Consider the following 21,135-nt stretch of genomic DNA (forward strand, 5'->3'; position numbering starts at 1 on the left):
ATGAAGATGTCACGTATTTTGTTTTTGTTCGCCATTTTCGCGTCTTTGTTTGGACCTGTGAGCTGTACGCAACAACCCACGCTTTCTTCTACCGAACAGCTTGGTCCCGTTGATGAGACCAAACCCGAGAAAACCTATGAGGATCTTATTATCGGTTTTGCACAATTGGGCGCTGAAAGTGAATGGCGAGTAGCAAATACCAACTCGATCAAAGAGACAGCAGAACAATTGGGTGTAGAACTCCGTTTTTATGATGCCCAACAAAAGCAGGAAAATCAGATCGAAGCGGTACGCAAACTCATTGTACAAAAGGTAGATGTGATTGGAATTTCTCCTATTGTTGAAACGGGGTGGGATGAAGTGTTCCAGGAAGCCAAGGATGCAGGTATCCCCATTATCGTAGTGGATCGGCGTGCAGATGTCCCTGATGATTTGTATGTATCTTATCTTGGCTCGGACTTCCTTGAGGAAGGACGTAATTCGGCCCGGGTGATGGCTGAACTGGTAAACGGGAACGCAAACCTTGTTGAACTGGCAGGGACACCAGGGTCCGCGCCTGCCAATGACCGTTATAGAGGCTTCCGCGAAGTTATAAAAGATTACCCAGGCATAAAGGTCATCGATTCGCAGACGGGTGATTTCACTTTGGCAGGGGGGAGGGAGGTCATGATGGGTTTTCTGGAAAAATATGGGAAGCAGATCACTGCTGTATTTGCTCATAATGACGATATGGCACTTGGCGCGATTCAAGCCATTGAAGAATATGGGCTCAGGCCCGGGGTGGATATCAAGATCGTTTCCGTGGATGCAGCTAGAGGGGCGTTTGAGGCGATGATCGCTGGCAAATTAAATGCGACCATAGAATGTAACCCCTTATTAGGTCCATCATTTTTTGAACTGGCTTTAAGAGTTGTTAATGGTCAATCGATACCTAAAAGGGTGCCTTCGGTCGAAGGGATCTTTTTTCCAGAGAATGCAAGCGAGATTTTGCTGACCCGTAAGTATTAATTGACGAGTAATTATTGCAATCGAAAGAAATTTAACTCTTTTCGTTAAAAATTCATTACCCACTTGGGTAATGAATTTTTTATTTGTTAACACAATGAGAAAATCAACCTCTTTCCAAAAAGAAAACATGGCTTTTCATACCGCAAAGCTGTATCCTTGCAATAGATTGTTACCGCTAACATACTCCTCTTAGATGAGTTTGATTTTCCACCTCATCCATTTTATTTGTGTATCCTGAGGGAACAAGCAGGATCAATAAGGAGGTGATCTGATAGAAAAGTTTTAGATTGAGCAAAAAGGAAGCGCACACCGCGAGATTGGCGTCTGAGGTGCACGCTCCCGAACGAGATTGCCATCAATAATGAAGGCAATCTGTCTACGATTGATTATAACGCCAACATTTGGTCCTACCATCTAATAATAAGGAGAAGAAAATGTCTAAGAAATTGCTTTTCAACTTGCTGGCTGTTTTGATGCTGGCTAGCCTCATGCTTTCCGCCTGTGGTTCCCCGGCTCCTGTTGCCACCGAAGAAGCCCCCGCTGCTGCAACCGAAGCTCCTGCCGCTGCTACTGAAGCCCCCGCCGCTGCAACCGAAGCTCCTGCGAAAACAACCTACACCTACGCTGACATGACTTTGTGCTACCCTCAGCTTGGTGCAGAGAGTGACTGGCGCACTGCCAATACCGCTTCCTTCAAGGAAACCGCTGAACAGTTGGGTGTGAAATTGGTCTTTTCTGATGCTCAACAGAAGCAGGAAAACCAGATCTCTGCCATGCGCGCTTGTATTCAACAAGGCGTGGATGTGATCGCTCTGCCCCCAGTCGTTGAAGATGGTTGGGATGCAGTCCTTCAAGAAGCCAAAGATGCAGAAATTCCTGTCATCATTGTTGATCGTTCCGTCTCTGCTGACAAGTCCCTGTATGTTTCCCACATCGGTTCCGACATGGTGTTGGAAGGTAGAAAATCTGGCGAAGAAATGAACAAGTTGCTGCCCGAAGGTGGTAACGTTCTTGAAATTAGTGGTACCACTGGCTCCGGCGCTGCAACTGGCCGTGCTAAGGGCTTCCGCGAAACACTCAATGCTAACATCACGATTTTGGACTCCCAGACTGGTAACTTCAACCCGACTGAAGCCAAGCCCGTTGCTGAAGCTTTCTTGAAGAAATACGCTGGCCAGATCGACGGCTTCTTCATCCACAATGATGGTATGGCTCAGGCCGTTGTCGAAGCTTTGAAGGCCGCTGGTGTGAAACCCGGTGAAATCAAGATCGTGTCTGTCGATGGTACCCGTGGTGGTTTCCAGATGATGATTGATGGTTGGGTACAGGCCGACGTTGAATGCAATCCTCTGCTTGGACCGCAGGTCATGGAAATGGCTCTCAAACTTATGAACGGCGAACAGATCGAAGCCGAAGTTCTCACCAACGAGACCGTTTACTATCCTGACAATGCGGCTGAATTGCTCCCGACCCGCAAGTACTAAAAGATTTATCCAGGTGTTGTTGTACTAAGATTTCCTGGGATCACGTAATATAAAGAAGCGGCGTTTGAAAAAACGCCGCTTCTTCCCCAAAACCAAACCTGTGTATGATACACATACCGAATAAAATAAAAGACAGGTGAAAATATTATGGCAGATTCTCAAAACATTCTAAATATGAAAGGGATCAAGAAATCCTTTCCTGGTGTTGCAGCCCTTGAGGATGTCGATTTTTCCCTGCGAAAAGGGGAAGTCCATGCCTTGATAGGCGAGAATGGAGCGGGGAAATCCACTTTGATCAAAGTTTTGACGGGGGTAGAGCATCCTGATGCAGGTTCCATTGAATTGGATGGCAACCTGATACACGTTAGATCTCCTCAGCATTCTCAGGAACTTGGTATTAGCACGGTGTATCAGGAAATTAATCTGTGCACGAATATCTCGGTCGCTGAAAATATTATGCTTGGTTTTGAACCTCGTAACTTTTTCGGCATTGATTGGAAAAAACTAAATGCTATGGCCCGTCAGGCAATGAAAAGGCTTGACGTTGATATTGATGTTACACAACCGTTGGGAAATTTTTCAGTCGCCATTCAACAAATGGTGGCAATCGTTCGTTCTCTTGAAGTTGCTTCTGCGAAAATCTTAATTCTCGATGAACCCACATCAAGTTTGGATGTTAATGAAACTGCCCAACTTTTCGATGTGATACGTAAGCTAAAAAGTGAGGGGATAGGTATCGTTTTCGTTACTCATTTTCTTGACCAGGTTTATACAATAACTGACCGCATTACTGTGTTGCGTAACGGTAAATTGGTTGGCACTTATAATACGGCTTCGTTGCCTCGCATTGAACTGATTAGCAAAATGCTAGGGCGCAGTTTAACTGATCTGGATGAAGTGTCAAAGGCCAAACAAAAAAGTGAACAAAATAAGAAGGATAAAGAAGTCCTTGTTGAAGCGAAGGGACTAGGCCTCTCAGGTTCCATAGAACCGATCGATTTAGAGCTACATGCGAATGAGGTCGTTGGACTTGCTGGGTTATTAGGGTCAGGCCGTACTGAAATCGCAAACCTGATTTTTGGTATTGATGCTCCTGATTCGGGTTCTCTCACAATAAGGGGTAAAAAGATCACGCATTTTTCACCTTTGGAATCTCTTGAGAATGGTATCGCCTTATGTCCTGAAGACCGTAAAGCAGAGGGTATTGTAGGGGATCTAACAATTCGGGAAAATATTATTCTGGCGTTACAGGCGCGTTATGGATGGTTTAAATTCATAAGTACTCAGAAACAATATGAAATTGCCAAAAAGTATATAGAACTTTTGGGAATTGCCACTCCATCGCCAGATCAGCTGGTCAAAAACTTAAGTGGTGGGAATCAACAAAAAGTCATTCTGGCGCGCTGGCTTGCAACAGACCCTCAGGTGTTGATCTTGGATGAACCCACCCGCGGTATTGATGTAGGGGCGAAAGCTGAAATTCAAAAGTTGGTATTGGAATTGGTTGAGGAAGGCAAGTCGATCATTTTCATATCCTCTGAGTTGGAAGAAGTACTGCGCACCAGTAACCGCATTATCGTACTGCGAGACCATAAGAAAGCCGCTGAATATTCCGGCGATGTAGATGATCACACCATTATCCAAACAATGGCAGGGATTTTATGAAAAACAATACACCTTTATTCAAACGCATGCGTGAAAATCGTTTGTTTTGGCCTTTGGTTGCACTGGCTTTGATTTTCATTTTTAATGCGATCTTTTCCCCGGGGTTCTTTAAACTCGGAATCCTGGACGGCCATTTATACGGGAATCTGATCGACGTTTTCAATAATTCAGCTCCCTTGATGTTAGTGGCCCTTGGAATGACCCTGGTCATTGCTACCGGCGGCGTTGACCTTTCGGTGGGCGCAGTAATTGCCATCTCGGCTGGAATGGGCGCGGTATTGATCAATCCAGTGTTTGGTAATGAAGAAATAACAAATGCTGTGGCGGCAGATCCCAATTTGACCAATACTCCATTATGGTTGGTTGTGGTGGTTACTCTGTTGGCTGGTACCCTGTGCGGTTTGTGGAACGGGATACTGGTTTCACGGGCCAAAATCTCGCCGATGGTGGCGACCTTGATCTTGATGGTGGCCGGTCGCGGAATTGCCCAGTTGATTGAAAGAGGGCAAATTATGACCGTTTATTACACGCCCTATTTTTGGTTTGGTAACGGGTTCATATTGGGGTTACCTGTTTCAATGTATATCGTGGCGCTTGTGTACATAATCGCCTGGGTATTGGTGCGTAAAACATCGATTGGTCTGTTTATCGAGTCGGTTGGGCTCAATTCCAAATCGACATATTACAGTGGCATTAGCGAGAAGAACGTCAAATTGTTTGCTTATACATTTTGCGGTTTCTGTGGCGCTGTTGCAGGACTGATCCTCGGCTCCTACATCCATGCGATTGATGCCAACAATATTGGCCTCAATTATGAACTGGACGCGATCTTTGCGGTTGTTATTGGCGGTACTCTGATGTCGGGTGGCCGGTTCTCCCTGCTCGCCAGCATCATTGGCGCTCTTATCATTTGGACTTTCACGATCACCATGTACATCTTTGGCGTGCCAGCCAATGCCTTGTTGGCAGGTCGAGCCGTGCTTGTTCTGGTGGTGATCCTCCTTTATTCTGATTACGCTCGTGTATTCTTGAACAGACTTGTGGATCGAAAAGGACCCCGACATGACGCAACGAATTAAATTATTCCTTTTGAATAATGGCCCTCTGTTAACGACCATATTGATATTTGTTCTGGTCTATTATGCAGGCGGCCAGTTGTATCCCAAGATGCAGAAGCCCCAGGTGTTTTTTAACCTGTTTATCAATACAGCCAGTCTATTGATCGTTTCCATTGGGATGACATTTGTGATCCTGACCAAAGGGATCGACCTTTCTGTGGCAGGTATGATCGCCTTGACATCTGCCGCATCCGCCGCGATCCTCTTGAAAGGTGTCAATCCGGTCCTCGTAATGATATTGATGTTGCTGATGGGCATCGCGTTCGGGATTGCCCAAGGCAGTATTATTCACTACCTGAAAGTGGAACCTTTCATCGTGACCTTGATGGGTCTCTTTTTTACACGTGGGATGGCATTCATCATCACTCTCTCCTCCTTGACCATTAAGGACCCTTTCTACCGTTATCTGGCATTGACCAAACTTCACATTCCCTTTTTTGAAAAGGCGTATTTGTATATTCCTTCCCTCGTTGGTCCTTTGTTACTGCTTGTAGCAGTTTACCTTGCGAAATTCACTCGCTTTGGCCGAACTGTTTATGCCATTGGCAATAGCGAACAATCTGCCATGCTTATGGGGTTGCCGGTGGCACGTACGAAAATCGCAGTGTATGCCTTTGGTGGTTTTTGTTCTGCTCTTGCAGGGATCGTATTTAGTATTTCCCTTCTCTCTGGCTATGGCGGATATGCTCCAGGGATGGAATTGGATGCCATCGCATCTGTAGTGATAGGTGGCACGATGTTAACTGGTGGCGTTGGAAATGTGATCGGTACTCTATTTGGGGTCTTGATCAACGGTACCATCGTCTCCATCCTTCAGTTCAATGGAACATTGAGCTCCTGGTGGACACGTATCGGCGTTGGTGTATTGACCTTGGTCTTTATTGGTATTCAAAGCTTGTTTTACATGAGAAAAAAGCATTCCTAATTTAGGAGCTACGTGAAAAAACTTTTATTGTTTTCTTTGGCCTTCTCCTTGTTGGTTTTTGTACTGCCTGCCTGCACTTCGCCGCAAACGAGTGCAGCAGGCACACAAGAACCAGTGGTTGCCTCTCCCTCTGCGGTTACCACTCCAGAATGGTTCAGTATGGAATTGACAGACGCCCAAACTGGCGAAACATTCACCATTAACGATTATTCGGGAAAAGTGGTTTTACTTGAAACAATGGCGATGTGGTGCCCAAACTGTCTCCTCCAGGCGGGGCAGGTACAGAGACTGCACGAAGCACTTGGCAACCCTGAAGATTTGATCTCGATCAGCCTCGATGTGGATGTAAATGAAGATGAAGCTTCCCTCAAAGCATATGCTACTGAATATGGTCTTGACTGGCACGTGGCAGTTGCGCCGCTTTTAGTGGCCCGCGCTCTTGGAAATTTATATACTGCTCAATATTTGAATCCACCTCTTTCTCCCATGATGATCATTGACCGTAAAGGCAATGTCCATCACTTGGAGTATGGTCTTAAGGATGTAGAAACACTGCAAAAGGCTTTGGAGCCTTACTTGGCGGAATAGTTGACTTTAAAATCGATAATGGCTAGAATGTTATCGGTAACATAAGGAAAAACATAATAAACAATCTGCTTTTGGAATAATAAATGAAATCTGTTCGTTTGCACGGGACTGGCAATCTACAAATACATGAGGAACCTGTCCCAACGACAGGGATGGGGGAAAAGCTTGTTCGCATCAAAGCTGTGGGGGTATGTGGTTCTGACTTACATTGGTTCTCTGAAGGTTCCATTGGCGATGCAAGATTAAGTCGCCCGTTGGTGTTGGGGCACGAAATGGCAGGCGAGACGGAGGATGGTCAACGGGTGGCGATTGATCCTGCAATTCCCTGTGGCCATTGTGAGTTTTGTGAACTAGGACATCCCAACCTTTGTGAAGACATGATCTTTGCAGGACACGGCAAACATGACGGTGCCTTAAGAGAATACGCCTCATATCCGACCCGTTGCCTGTTTCCAATTCCTGATTTCTTATCCTACGCTGACGGTGCGATGCTCGAGCCTCTTGGCGTAGCCATCCATACCGTTGACTTAGGGCATCTCAAAGCAGGGATGACTGTCGGGGTATTCGGTTGTGGTCCCATCGGGTTGATGATCATTCAGATGGCGAAGTTATCAGGCGCCGCAACTATTTTTGCAACAGATAAACTTCCGCATAGAGTTGAAGCGGCAAAACGTTTCGGGGCCGATCAGGCTTATTTAGTTGGAGACAGTGACCAGCTAGGCGAGATCCGAGCGGCGACTCAGGGGCGCGGAGTCGATGTCAGTTTTGAAGCGGCTGGGGTGCAGGATGCGGTTGATGATGCGGTCGCCGCTGTTCGTCCAGGTGGAAAATTAATTCTTGCAGGAATCCCAGGCGATGATAAAACTTCTTTTTCGGCATCTGTTGCAAGGCGCAAAGGGCTGACGATAAAACTTGTGCGGCGCATGAAGCATACCTATCCGCGCGCGATCGAGTTGGTGTCGAAAGGGTTGGTGGATGTGCGTTCGTTGGTCACGCATAGCTTTCCGTTGACACAAGCAAGTGATGCGTTCCGTGTGGCGGAGCGGCGCGATGGTTTGAAAATCATGATCGAGATGTGATATTGGAATGTCGAAGCTCTACTTCGACGGACGTTTATGCAAGTAGAACTTGCGAAATCCAATTTTGGAGATAAACATGAATCAAAACGAAACCAAAAAAGCAATTGAAAGTGGAAAGACTGTACTTGGCATCGAGTTCGGCTCGACGCGCATCAAAGCTGTATTGATCAGTGAAGATCATTTGCCGATCGCATCGGGAAGCCATGAGTGGGAGAACAAACACGAGAATGGTGTTTGGACATACAGCATGGAGGATGTTTGGGCGGGCTTGCAGGATAGCTACAAAAATCTCAGCAAGGAAGTTTCTGAAAAGTACGGCGTTACGCTCAAGGCCATTGGCGCCATCGGTTTCAGCGCCATGATGCACGGTTATGTGGTTGTGGATAAAGATGGAAAACTGCTCGTCCCGTTCCGCACGTGGCGCAACACCATTACAGGACAGGCATCGGAGCAACTTACAGACCTGTTCCAATTTAATATTCCCCAACGTTGGAGCATTGCCCATCTGTATCAAGCGATCTTGAACAAGGAAGCGCATGTCAAAGACATCAGTCATCAAACCACGCTGGCTGGTTATGTCCATTGGAAGTTGACGGGGCAAAAAGTGTTGGGCGTTGGTGAAGCTTCGGGCATGTTCCCGATCGATAGTAAGACCAATGACTACGATAAAGGCATGCTTGAGAAATTCAACGGATTGCTCAAAGCGGAAAAGATCGCGTGGAAACTTGAAGATATTTTGCCGAAAGTCCTTGTTGCTGGCGATGCCGCAGGTGTTTTGACTGCAGAAGGTGCAAAGTTACTTGATCCCACAGGCGGATTACAAGCTGGCATTCCGCTCTGCCCGCCCGAAGGTGATGCAGGTACGGGCATGGTTGCCACCAATAGCGTTGCTGTGCGAACGGGCAATGTCTCTGCAGGGACATCTGTCTTTGCGATGATCGTTTTAGAGAAGGCTTTGTCGAAGTTGTATCCCGAAATTGATATGGTGACAACGCCAACTGGCAAGCCTGTGGCGATGGTGCATAGCAATAACTGCACATCTGATCTCAACGCATGGGTGGATGTATTCGCTGAATTCTCCAAGGTGCTTGGCGTGGATATCAGTGAGTCCAAACTTTATGAAATGCTGTATCAAAAGGCACTTACAGGCGATGCGGATGCGGGCGGACTGCTTGCCTACAATTATGTCTCTGGCGAGCACATCACGCATCTTGAAGAGGGTCGTCCGTTGTTTGTGCGGACGCCCGAAAGCCGTTTCACACTTGCAAACTTCATCCGTGTGAATCTGTTCTCATCGCTCGGCGCATTGAAGATCGGCATGGACATTCTCTTTGAACAGGAAAAAGTAAAGCTCGACCAGCTTCTCGGTCATGGTGGTTTCTTCAAGACCAAGGAAGTCGGTCAAAAGATGATGGCGGCTGCGATGAACGTCCCTGTTTCGGTGATGGAGACCGCAGGCGAAGGTGGCGCATGGGGCATCTCCTTGCTTGCCGCGTATATGCTCAACAAAGCAGGCGAACCTTTGGAAGCCTATCTCACCGATAAGGTCTTTGCTGGGGGAAATGCTGTGACGATTGCGCCCGATCAAAAAGATGTGGCAGGCTTTGTAGCATTTATGGATCGCTACAAAAAAGGACTTGGTATCGAAAGAGCTGCAGTGGAAGGCTTGAAGTAGGTCACGTTTTATTGTGACCGTCACGCTACAAGCATGACCTACGAATTGGAGAAACGATGTTGAAAAAATTAAAAGAACAGGTATTTCAGGCAAACCTATTACTCCCCAAGCATGGACTGATCACTTTCACTTGGGGAAATGTCTCTGGCATCAATAGAGAAAAAGGGTTGGTGGTTATTAAACCATCGGGCGTTTCCTATGATGTGATGAAGGCAGACGATATGGTGGTCGTGGATTTAATGACGGGAAAAGTTGTAGATGGAAAGCTTAAACCATCTTCTGACACCCCGACACACCTCGAACTATATAAAGCATTTCCCAACATTGGTGGTGTCGTGCATACTCACAGCCGTTGGGCCACGAGCTTTGCGCAGGCAGGTCGGGGCATCATGGCGCTTGGCACAACGCAAGGTGATTACTTCTACGGTGAAATTCCCTGTACGAGGAAGATGACGAAAGCCGAGATCGAAGGCGAATATGAAAAAGAAACAGGGACGGTCATTATAGAAACCTTCAAAGATAAAAACCCAGATGCCATCCCTGCAGTTCTTGTCCATAGCCACGGCCCTTTTACGTGGGGCACCGATGCCATGGATGCTGTCCATAATGCCGTGGTGTTGGATGAAGTTGCCTTTATGAATTTCCATGCGATGATGTTGGAACCGAACATTCAACCCATGCAACAGGAATTGATGGATAAGCACTATTTGAGAAAGCACGGCGCGAACGCCTACTACGGACAATAGACGATAGACGTGGATAGTGGCTAATTGTCCACGGTCTGTGGTCAGAAATAACATAAGGAGAATTCATCATGATTGATCTAAAAGGATATGAAGTTTGGTTTGTGACGGGGAGCCAGCATTTGTATGGCCCCAAGACTCTAGAAGAGGTCGCTGTACATTCAAAAGAGATCGCAGCGGCGTTGGGCGCATCAAAAGAAATACCTGTCAAAGTGGTATTCAAACCTGTGCTCACCACGCCCGATGCGATCCATGATTTGTGCCTCGAAGCCAATTCAACAAAGGCTTGTGTCGGTCTCGTCACTTGGATGCACACCTTCTCGCCTGCCAAAATGTGGATCGCTGGCTTGAGCCTGCTCAAGAAGCCCTTCCTTCATTTACATACGCAATACGGACGTGAGATCCCCTGGTCAACGATCGACATGGATTTCATGAACCTCAACCAGTCTGCACATGGTGATCGCGAATTCGGTTTCATCGGAAGTCGCATGCGCCTCAATCGTAAGGTGGTGGTTGGTCACTGGGCCGACGATGCGACTCAGCGTGAGATCGGTGTGTGGGTGCGTGCCGCGTGCGCATGGGCAGATGCCCAAGGCATGAAGGTCGCGCGCTTTGGCGATAACATGCGTGATGTCGCTGTGACCGAAGGCAACAAAGTCTCAGCGCAGATCCAACTTGGTTATGATGTATATGGTTACGGCATTGGCGATCTGGTCAAGCTCGTCAACGAAGCCAGCGATGCCGAAGTGGACAAACTCATCCAGGCCTATATGGATGAGTACGATGTGGTCGCAGATCTTAGACCCAGCGGTGCCAAGCATCAGTCTTTGCGCGATGGTGCTCGCATTGAGATCGGTCTCCGTAATTTCCTCGCGGCGGGTAACTTCAAAGCTTTCACAGATACGTTTGAAGATTTGCATGGAATGGTCCAATTGCCGGGCCTTGCGGTGCAACGTCTCATGCGCGATGGGTATGGCTTTGGTGGAGAAGGCGATTGGAAGACTTCCGCTCTCGTTCGCACTATGAAGGTGATGAATGCTGGTCAAACGGGCGGCGTCAGTTTCATGGAAGATTACACCTACCACTTCAGCAAAACAGGCGACAAAGTTCTTGGCGCACACATGTTGGAAATTTGTGAATCGATCGCTGTCAATAAACCCAAACTGGAAATTCACCCGCTCGGGATCGGTGGGAAGGCTGATCCTGTCCGATTGGTCTTTGATGCCCAGACAGGAGTTGGTGTCTGTGCTTCCATTATGGATATGGGCGGACGCTATCGCCTCGTTGCGAACATTGTGGATGTTGTCCCGACCGATGAACCGCTTCCAAAACTCCCAGTGGCTCGCGCTCTTTGGTTACCACGCCCGAATCTCAAAGTCGCGGCGGCCACATGGATCTTCGCAGGTGGTGCACATCACACCGGCTTCAGTTACTCGGTCACACCTGAACATCTCCGTGACTATGCTGAGATGGCAGGCATTGAGTTCCTGTTGATCGATGAGAACACAACTGTGGAAGGTTTCAAGGACACCCTGCGTTGGAATGACCTCTACTATCACTTGAATAAGGGAATATAGTTTTCGAGTTCAATCGAATTGTAAACTGCCTCTTGCTGATATATCAGCAAGAGGCAGTTTTGTTTGCGTATTCTCAGCTTTGGTGGGTCGTTGCAAATGCGCTTTCACGATATTCCCTCGGCGTGACCCCCGACCATTTTTTGAACGCCTTGCGAAAAACACTTGGTTCTGAAAAACCCAGTAGATAGGTGATCTGTTCCACTGTATAGTTCTCGCGCAAATATTTTTGTGCGAGTCTTTTGCGAATATCCTTGTATAGGTCGCTGAAAGCAACCCCTTCCTCATCCAGCCGCTTTTGCAGTGTGCGTACACTGACCGCCATTTCTTTAGCAACCTTATTAATGGATAGCTCCTCATCATCAAGTTGCGACAGAATGATCTTCGTCACAGCACGTGTATGTTCGTTCTTGCGATCAAGTTCGGCAAGAAAACTTTCTGCATATTTTTCAAAATATTCCAGCAATCCAGGGTTCGCCATTGGGATGGGTGTGTTGACAAGACTCGCATCCAGTGTGAAAGAATTCTCCTTTTGGCCGAACAGAATGGGACACTGAAAGAACCGCTCATATTCGGACCTCGAGGCTGGTTCAGCGCAAGTAAACGTTACCTCAAGCGGGTTAATATCCGCGCTTGTCAATGAACGCATCATCCGCACACTGCTCGATAGGCTTGCGTCGAAACAATGCCGTGTCATTTCAGGTGTGTGCGGCGGCGTGAAGAAGATGACCTTGATTTTGTTTAGCTTCTGTTCCGTCCTGGTTTCGATAAAGTTACCGATAATGCGGGAGTATCGCTCCGATTTTTCAAAGACTTCCCCCAGATTTTTGCAGTTCATCATCATATAACCAAGAATAGACCAGCTTCCGACTTCAGCAAACTCGCCCATGTGTAGACCAAAATATGGGTCGTTGACATACTCGGCTGCTTTATCTTGAATGAGCAGATACGTCTCAATCGGGATGTGCGTATCAAACGACCTGACCTTTGTTGGGTCCACATTCAGAGAGCGCAGGAACGTATCAGTATCCACCTTCAGCGAATCGAGATAGGTAAACATCTGCGATAGAAGATTTACCGAGATAGCGATAGTTTCTGCCGATGCGATCATGCGCTAATCATAACTTAAAGTATGCATCAAAAGACATCTTTTTTGCAGGGAATGTCATAGGCGATTGCCGACCGTTGAAATAACATTGAAATAATCAATGGTTTGTATAAAAGTTTGTGAGCATTGGCAATCTCATTCCTACAGGAGTTTTTATGAAATACAAAAGTGTTGTCGTAACAAAAAGAGGGGGACCAGAAGTTTTACAAGTCCGTGAAAATGATGTGCGTCTGCCAACATCAAACGAAGTTCGTATTAAGGTCCTTGCCGCTGGTGTAGGGCGCACGGACATCAACTACCGTTATGGTTTGTCACCATTTGCACCGAAAGTCCCTTTTGTGCCAGGATATGAAATGATGGGCACAGTGGATGCCATTGGTGATCGCGTCACGAAAGTCGCTGTGGGTGATCGAGTCGCCGCCTTGATTGGTCATGGCGGATATTCTGAAATGATTTACCTCCGTCAGGAAGATCTCGCTCCTGTGCCGCCATCATTGGACCCAGCGGAAGTTGTCACTGTGGTTTTGAATTATGTCTCGGCATATCAAATGTTGCACCGCGTGGCAAAGGTCAAAGCAGGCGACAAAGTGTTAATCAACGGCGCAAGCGGCGGTATGGGCACAGCTTTATTAGAGCTTGGAAAAATAGCGGGGCTCAAAATGTATGGCACAGCTTCGCAAAACAAACACAATATCCTGAAAGAGTTCGGAGCGATACCCGTGGATTATCGTAATCAGGATTTTGTTGAAGTGATCCGCGATGCTGAACCAACTGGTCTTGATTTTGTGTTTGAGGGTATCGGTGGAGAACATAGTAGTGATCGTGCTTTGTCACTCTTGCGCCATGGCGGTAAATTAGTGGCATATGCCGCTCCCGCTGGGCTTTTTTCTATGGTGAAAGATCTTTTCAAGCGGATGCAGGTGAACCTGCTGTCAAAAGGAAAGACTACTGAATTCTATGGCATTACCGCACTGTATTTGGTGGATAAAAAGCCCTTCATGGAAGATTTGCCAAAACTATTCAAAATGCTTCAAGAAGACAAGATCAAACCTGTGATTGCCGCAAGACTTTCACTTCTTGAAGCACGAAAGGCGAATGAAATGCTCGAAAGTGGACAGGTGACAGGTAATCTGGTTCTGCTATCGCCCGAATTATTGTGAAATATATTCAAACTACATTCCTTTGAAATGGACTGCAAAACTTTTAGACCCTAAAGGTTTCCAAGACCTTTAGGGTCTAAAAGTTTAAGTCGAAAATATGTCAGACAAAGAAAAGTCGGTTGTATGGAAGCAGATTGAAGGTCCGTTTTGAGGCGGGGATTTAATCCATTGTAATTCTTCCCATGCGCAGTATAATGCACCGAATTAAAAATTTATAGCATCTGATAGGAGGCGCTATTATGGAAATCTTATATGTGATTGTCGCCATTGTGGTGGTTTTAGTGGTGGCATTTGTGGCTTTTGAGTATCGTGTTCGCCAGCCCGATGTGTTGGTTCTTTTTGAATCCAAGGGCAAGATCGGTTTGCGTGATGGGTTGATGTATCCACGTCATTTTAGTTTACCTCTCAAGCGAACGACCAGCCCTATTCATTTAACTGTGGATGCGACTGCGGTGGGAAATATCGGCGTGAATGTCAAGTTGATCGGTTCGGTGGCTCCTGCGTTGGATAACGTTCAGGCGTTGATCCGCGTGGGCGGGTGGAGCAGTGAAGCGGTATCTCGTGCGGCCGAAGAGACTGGCATTCTGTTGGAAGGTTTGGTAAAGGAATATGCCGAAACCGCAGAGATCACTGCGCTTTCTTCAACGGGTTTGGTCAAGTATTTGAACGAACGCTCGAATTTGTTCAAGGAGAAGTTTGGCGTTGAGTTGATCTCGTTGGCTGTACAGTCTTTAGACCCGACCGACTCAGAAATTGCTGATGCTTTGCGCCAACAAGAACAGGCTCGCCTGCTCGAACAGACGGAACGCTTGAACAATCAAGCTCGTGTGGCGGTGGCAAAAGCCAAATACCAAGCGGATGAGGAAATGGCTGAAATGGAGCACACGCTCGAGTTGAAGAAGGCTTCATTGAAGAAGTCCCTGCTCGAACAGGAAAGCGTACTGGCTCAACAACGTTTGGAAGATGAACTAGCTCGTAATCGTTCGCGCCTTGCGTTTGAAAAAGAAGAATTGGAAATCCTCAAGAATAACCCTGAGTTGTTGGTGCTGACGCCGCAAGCGGCACGTTTGGCAGAAGCCAGCCAGGGATTAAAGAATGCTCGCACAGTGATCTCGCTCAGCCCGCAGGAACTATCTTCTGGTTCAGACCTGTTGAACTTACTTCAGAATTTATTGACCAAGGCGCTTGAAGCCAAGAAGAACGGATAATGGCGCAATCTGATCCACTGGCGTATTTTCGCCTGAAGCAGATTCGAGCCGCTCGTGTTTCTGAGATCAGTGAAGCCACGGCGGCTGCACCTGTTCCTCCTGAGGAACGGGTCAATTTTCATATTGGAAATCCACTGCAGGATGTTCAACTTTCTTCGGCGTTCCTGCGCATCGCTTTGGGTATTGATGTCCATCGGCAGGATCTGCCCGATGCAAATCCTGATGCGATCCTTGAGTATTTAGGATGGGGGAGTGAAGACAAGCCGAAGCTCGAATTCCTGATCCGTGCCATTCAAAAGAGTAGTCCGTATATGCCTCGCGGTGGATATAACCGCAAGGCGCCGCATCCGCTTGTGAAATCGTTTGGCAAGTGGCTGGAGAATCAGAGCGACGCTTTAAAGTACGATATGGGCGAGCAATCGGGGCGGCGCGAAGTGATCCTTGCTTCGGGTGGTATCGGCGAGACATTGCGCGTCATCTTACATGCCATCTCTGAGTATTTGCAGATCACGCCAGCTCGTATCCTGATCTATCGTCATAATTTCCCAGAATTATTCACCACGATCCCCAACCTTATCATTGATCGCCTATCCGACGATGAGCGGTTGGCTCGTGTGGAAGTGGATGAATATCTCAAGCAACAGCCTGAAACGCCGACCTTTCTTTTAATTGGCGGTCCACTGACGGAAGAGACTCGCCGTATGTTGCGGCTTTTGAGTCTGGAACGTCCTTTATTCTTTATCGAAGCAAATAATGCGCCTAATCGGGCGTCGCTGGCTCGTGAAGCAAAGTTGGTGCATCGTGTCATCCGTTTGTTGACGCCTGCCATCTTTGCATCACGTTTGCATACATTGTCTACAGTTTTCATTGCGGGCAATGCAGACTTTCTGAGTGTTATTGAGAACGTTCACTTTAAATTGAAGGGGACACCGTCCGCTTCTGAAATTGAATTTTTGAGTTTCCTGCTGGAACAGAATCTTGCCAAACTTCCCACAGACTCTTCTGCCGATATATTTGAAGATAAAACATGGCTGGATGAATGGGAGCGAGGCAACGCCGCTGAAGTGACTCTTTCTAAAGTGGCGTCACGAGTCGGCGCTCAACTCGATCAGATGGTGCAGGATAGTTCCCAGTCCCTGACACGTGCCATCGCTTTCATGGATGAGAAAACAACCAGAGCCTCCCAAATGATCCAAGACCGATGGAAGGCTGGGCATATCGATGAACTGGCAGACATGGACAGCCATGAACTGCTGAATGAATTGATCCTCAACGCTCACGACCTTGAGTGGCAGGGAACTCTACAACGCAGTTTCCTCAGTCAGTTCGTGAAGCACCAAAATCAATATCGTCCCGATGCGTGTTTGGTGGCGAGCGGTTCCTCCCGCACGGCGCTGGGCTTGCTCGGTTTCCACTGTGGCATCACCGATGTGGTCATCCCTGATCTGAGTTGGTCTTACGAACAGTGTTTCCCCAATGTGCATACCGTCCCGCTCACCGAAGACCTCGCGTTGGATGTGAATGCTCTCATTGCGAAGATCGAACAACTTTGTCATCTTGATCCGCAGTGGCACGAACGTGGCGCGCTGGCGATCAATAATCCGCATAATGCCACGGGTAGAATTTTCTCTGAAGAAGACGTCCGCAAGTTGATCGCGTATTGTCTCGAACACAATATCTACGTCATTGACGATCTTGCTTATCAAAACGTCGCGCCTGTAGACGGGTTGCCTGAGATCAAGACCGCTCGTCAGGTGGCGACCGATCTTGTGCGTGACGGCATCCTCAATGAAGCCGATACTGAACGAGTGATCAGTGTTCATTCGATGTCAAAGACCGATTGTTTGGCAGGAGCCAGACTATCGGTAGTCGAGATCCGTGAAGAGGGATTAAGAGAACGCTTCAGACTCCTGAATGAACTGATCCAGCCCAATCTGTCCGCTATTTTCATCTGTTACCTTTTCTACCGAGGTCCCGTGGAAAGCGCTCGCACGTACTGGCGTCTGCGCAACAAACTTTTCAAAGAACGCACGCAAGCTCTGATGACCGCGCTTGAAAATTTGCCAGCCGACCGCAATCCTTTCGGTATCACCATCATCCCACCGACGGGAAGTATGTATCCCTTGTTGCACGTGGGGCGTTTGCCAGACGGGCTGTCGCTGGATTGGCTGGCTTCCTCACTGGCACGGCGTGGCATCGGGCTTCTCCCGTTGGCAACTTTCGCTCGCACTGAAGAAGGGTTTGATACGGGACGAAGAACTTTCCGCTTAACTTTGGGCGGTGTGGATAATGCCGCCACGATGGAAGTCAAGACCCGCCGTCTGTTGATCGACCTCAATCGTCTGATCGCAGAAGAAGATGCTCGCTACAACCGCAAGCAGTTGAAGGTTCGCAATCCTTCTCGCAGTGGGAGCAGTGTTGCAGAGCGATTGTCTCGATGGGACGAGATTTCCAGTCAGTTACTCAAACAATTTGAACGTAACCCATCCTTCCAGCAATTGACCGACCTGCCTGTAGTGGACGGTAACCGTCTGCGAAAAGAATTCATCTCTGAATATCTCCCCGAACGCTTGGATGTCTTCCGCACTCGCCTCGCAGATCGTGCCATGATCAGCGATGAACTGATGCGCAGGGCGTTGACTGAACCTGGTACGTGGCTCGTTGACCGACTGGAAAGCGAGTTCATGAAAGATTCGCTCGCGCGTCGCCAGCGTTTGTTCCACCTCCGCAATTACGACCGCACCGTTCACCCGACCCAAAAGTATTCGATGAAAGCTGAGATGGCGTTTGATCTCATCCTGCGGGCGTTGATCGCCAAACACCCCGTTTCACCTGCGCTGATCGAAACGGCAGGGCAGGAGGCGCTCCATGAATACTTGGGAAATAACGTCAGCATCGACTCCCAACTCGAAGCGGACGAGATCTTGCTCGACTTCGGCTCGCTCGTTGCGAGCGAGGCGTACTCATCATTATTTACAGACACAGCGCTGAAACCGTTCCTCTCCTTCTGGAGCGATTGGGATGGAAGCAACCGCCCATCGGGTCAGGGACATCGCCTGATTGCCGCCGCTGTTATGGCAAATGTCCGCCGCATGGCACGCATCCTCGACCTTCTTCGAGAAGCTGATACACATCTTGATATTGATCCCAACCTCTTGATCGAGTTGGACCGTCTGCCGCAACGCAGTCAGCGCTTTACCAATCTGCTCAACAACATCACACAGTTGACCCACCAACTCGAACAACGGTATCGAGGCATCCTGCCGTTCTCTGTGGATGCCACTCCGCTTCAGCGGCTTGCCACAAGTCTGCATCTGCGTCGAGATCCTGCAAAAACGCTTTGGCAACACAACGACCGCTATGAACAAAAAATGCAGGAGCTCCGCCGTCAACGCAGGGAGATGCTCGAAACCTACTTCGCATTGAACAAGCAGTTGCGCAAGCAACTCCATGCGTTGCTCCCTGCCATCCATGCCAACCGCAACGTCGAGCCGTTGTTGCGTGAAACGGTTGGATACTCCGATATTTTGCAACGCATTGTGGTCACGCCGCGCATTCATCAGGGCATGATCACAGCACGAGACCAATTCGCTATTGAAACGACCGCCTACAACATGCAGGAGATCAATGCCATCGCTGGCAAATACGGCAACCCTGGCATGACCCTCGCATTACAGATCAGCATGTCATCCAAATCAGATGCGTTGATCGCACTCGACCGCAAAATGGGGATGCAGGCAGAGCACATCCGCCGTGACTATGCAGATGCGGATCTTCCTTCCATCTGGCTGATCCCGTTATTCGAAGACTTTGACGCTGTAACAAGCATTCCCACCTACCTCGATCGCATCTGGGATTACGCCACCCAAAGCCGCCACACTGACCAGACCCCGCAGAAACGATTTACCGAGATCATGGCTGAAGTGTTCATCGCGGGTTCAGACCTGAGTCAACAGATCAGTCAGGCGAATGGAGCGTTCCAATATCTCAAAGCCAAGTATGGCGTGCAGGCATGGCTGGCGGAACACGGCGTCGCTGAATCCATCCGCATCAAAATGGGAAGCGGCGAACCGATGCAACGTCAGGGTGGCTATTATTCACACGTGGCGGGTCAGGCGGCATTCGTCAACACCGAGAGTCAGAAGCGACGCTTATCTCGCAACTTGCCAGGTGCCGCCCAAAAGAGCGCCGACTACGCAGTGACTCCGTTACAGGGCGTTTTCCTCGGTGGCGATCTGCGCACCTTCCAAAGCAATATCTCAGAAGAAATGCGATTCCTGCCTGTGCAAGATTTGGTCAACCTGCTGTACCACGTCCGTGAGGCACAAAAGACACATCGTGAGAATCTATTGCGTGCCGCAGAGACTCTCGCCGAAAGCCGCATGAGCGCACAAAGCCGCAGTGTGCAGGAACTCGAACGCCTCACCATCGGAATGCCCGAACCTCTTTACGAAGGCTTCCTGCAAGAACTCACTGAACATTTCCGCCACATCCTTTATGGACGCCCCGAAGATGTGATCGGTATTCATGTCATTTCATATTTCTTCGGGCGCTCCATGCCTCAGTTGCGTGACCGTCCCACCTCACGCCCTCGATCTGCTTCGGGTGTTGACCGAGGTCAGCAAATTTTGGCGAACATTGCCGAGATCATTCCCTTCTCCAAGCAGGGGAGTCTCTTGCGGGCGATCGCTCACAATCAAGCGCAAACGGCTGTGCTCGGAATCAACCAACTCACCACAGGCTTATTCCGTGCGCTGGAATACTACGCTCAAAAAGCGCTCCCTGAAGCTGAGCGTGACAGTCTGATCGCTGAACGCATCTTGCCACGTCTGCCTGTCTATGAGATTCTGCACACGCTCCGCATCTATCAGGATTGGCAGAGCGAGTTCCTCAAACGCATCGAACCCGCATTCCCTGCTGGCAACTCCGCTTTTGTGGCATTGCGTGAAGATAGCGATGCCATGCATCGCTTCCTGCCGCTCTTCCAGCAGGAGCTTTTGCGCCGACATGGTTTGAACGTCAGCGATTTTGTTTCCAACGGCGTCTTCATCCCTGACCTCTTGCCAACTCTGCGCCCTGACCTTGCCGTATTGATGCAACGCAACCTTTTCAACACGGACATTGATCTTTTACTGGAAAAACCCAACGGCAAACTGGATGATGCCTGGCTCAAACAGACGACTCAACTCCTTCAACTGCCCAAGCAGATTCGTTACTGGCGTTCGATCATTTGGGATTTGATGGGCGACTCGATCTATCAACGCGTCCAAAGCTTTACGGAGTTGGCGACCGCCTTACATTCCTTCTCTTCGACTCGCTCGTTCAAAACCTCAGGGACAACTGTTCGCGGTCCGAAATTATCATCCACGCTGACAGGTTTCATCCGCACCGCTCGCTCGGATGATGAGATGCGTCAATTCCTGACTGGCGCTGTTGAATACCTCAGCTCCTTCACGGAAGGAAGTATCGAGATTCCCGTCAGTATTATCCGCGCGATGAACGATGTGGAGCGCCTTGCGATGATCGAAGAAAGTGCCTTATCTGCTGAAAAGCAGGCTGTGTTGAGGTGTTGTACGTTACAGATCGCCCGTCTAGCGGGGGAGAATGGATAGAGTTTTGAGAGCCTCTTGCCAATCGCAAGAGGCTCTTTTTAGTTGGAAAAGCATCAAGCTGAGGAACGCTTTTTGGTTTGGATGCAGGCTGAAGGTCCGCGTTTGAGGCGTTTGTGGGGGATTTGGTAAGTTTGTGCTGTTTTGTGTCCATTCCCCGAATGGGTAAATCTTAAATTAAGTTGACAAAT

At 48.5% G+C, this 21,135-nt stretch carries 14 protein-coding genes; 13 read left to right on the plus strand and 1 reads right to left on the minus strand.

What is annotated here, in order from left to right; all coding sequences use genetic code 11:
• The first annotated feature begins 6 nt into the window (after positions 1 to 6).
• The 10 genes from IPP66_07875 (at position 7) to araA (ending at position 11,862) form a co-directional block, all read left to right on the plus strand.
• Positions 7 to 1,008 carry an ABC transporter substrate-binding protein gene (locus tag IPP66_07875; GenBank protein ID MBK9925196.1) on the plus strand — a complete coding sequence of 334 codons (1,002 nt, stop codon included), beginning with the start codon at positions 7 to 9 and terminating at the stop codon, positions 1,006 to 1,008.
• A gap of 434 nt (positions 1,009 to 1,442) precedes the next feature.
• Entirely contained in the window at positions 1,443 to 2,492 is a 1,050-nt protein-coding gene (locus IPP66_07880; GenBank protein ID MBK9925197.1) for an ABC transporter substrate-binding protein, read from the plus strand.
• 147 nt (positions 2,493 to 2,639) lie between these two features.
• Positions 2,640 to 4,157: a sugar ABC transporter ATP-binding protein gene (locus IPP66_07885; protein MBK9925198.1), complete on the plus strand. Its 1,518-nt coding sequence runs from the start codon at positions 2,640 to 2,642 to the stop codon at positions 4,155 to 4,157.
• Positions 4,154 to 5,236, plus strand: coding sequence for an ABC transporter permease (locus IPP66_07890; GenBank protein ID MBK9925199.1), 1,083 nt, complete (start codon positions 4,154 to 4,156; stop codon positions 5,234 to 5,236). Before IPP66_07885 ends, IPP66_07890 begins: the two co-directional genes overlap by 4 nt.
• A complete protein-coding gene (locus IPP66_07895; protein ID MBK9925200.1) occupies positions 5,220 to 6,200 on the plus strand; it encodes a sugar ABC transporter permease YjfF in 981 nt (326 codons plus the stop codon). The genes IPP66_07890 and IPP66_07895 overlap by 17 nt, the downstream gene beginning before the upstream one ends.
• A gap of 12 nt (positions 6,201 to 6,212) precedes the next feature.
• Positions 6,213 to 6,788 carry a TlpA family protein disulfide reductase gene (locus IPP66_07900; GenBank protein MBK9925201.1) on the plus strand — a complete coding sequence of 192 codons (576 nt, stop codon included), beginning with the start codon at positions 6,213 to 6,215 and terminating at the stop codon, positions 6,786 to 6,788.
• Positions 6,789 to 6,871: 83 nt separating this feature from the next.
• Positions 6,872 to 7,867, plus strand: a complete 996-nt coding sequence (locus IPP66_07905) for a zinc-binding dehydrogenase (protein MBK9925202.1) — start codon at positions 6,872 to 6,874, stop codon at positions 7,865 to 7,867.
• A 76-nt stretch (positions 7,868 to 7,943) separates the two neighbouring features.
• Entirely contained in the window at positions 7,944 to 9,542 is a 1,599-nt protein-coding gene (locus IPP66_07910) for an FGGY-family carbohydrate kinase (GenBank protein ID MBK9925203.1), read from the plus strand.
• Positions 9,543 to 9,601: 59 nt separating this feature from the next.
• Entirely contained in the window at positions 9,602 to 10,288 is a 687-nt protein-coding gene (araD, locus tag IPP66_07915; protein MBK9925204.1) for an L-ribulose-5-phosphate 4-epimerase, read from the plus strand.
• A gap of 68 nt (positions 10,289 to 10,356) precedes the next feature.
• Positions 10,357 to 11,862 (plus strand): L-arabinose isomerase, encoded by a 1,506-nt coding sequence (gene araA / locus IPP66_07920; GenBank protein MBK9925205.1) that lies wholly within the window; start codon positions 10,357 to 10,359, stop codon positions 11,860 to 11,862.
• 73 nt (positions 11,863 to 11,935) lie between these two features.
• Here the strand turns inward: araA and IPP66_07925 are convergent, their stop codons facing one another.
• Positions 11,936 to 12,970: an AraC family transcriptional regulator gene (locus IPP66_07925; protein MBK9925206.1), complete on the minus strand. Its 1,035-nt coding sequence runs from the start codon at positions 12,968 to 12,970 to the stop codon at positions 11,936 to 11,938.
• 152 nt (positions 12,971 to 13,122) lie between these two features.
• Here IPP66_07925 and IPP66_07930 point away from each other — a divergent pair, with 152 nt between their 5' ends.
• The 3 genes from IPP66_07930 to IPP66_07940 all read left to right on the plus strand — a co-directional run bounded on the left by IPP66_07930 (position 13,123) and on the right by IPP66_07940 (position 20,947).
• A complete protein-coding gene (locus IPP66_07930; GenBank protein MBK9925207.1) occupies positions 13,123 to 14,127 on the plus strand; it encodes a zinc-binding dehydrogenase in 1,005 nt (334 codons plus the stop codon).
• Positions 14,128 to 14,366: 239 nt separating this feature from the next.
• Positions 14,367 to 15,335, plus strand: a complete 969-nt coding sequence (locus IPP66_07935) for a hypothetical protein (protein ID MBK9925208.1) — start codon at positions 14,367 to 14,369, stop codon at positions 15,333 to 15,335.
• Complete coding sequence (locus tag IPP66_07940; protein MBK9925209.1) at positions 15,335 to 20,947, plus strand: pyridoxal phosphate-dependent aminotransferase; 5,613 nt, start codon at positions 15,335 to 15,337, stop codon at positions 20,945 to 20,947. The genes IPP66_07935 and IPP66_07940 overlap by 1 nt, the downstream gene beginning before the upstream one ends.
• The last annotated feature ends 188 nt before the right edge of the window (positions 20,948 to 21,135 follow it).

The sequence above is a fragment of the Candidatus Defluviilinea proxima genome, assembly GCA_016721115.1.
In the GTDB taxonomy this organism is placed as follows: domain Bacteria; phylum Chloroflexota; class Anaerolineae; order Anaerolineales; family Villigracilaceae; genus Defluviilinea; species Defluviilinea proxima.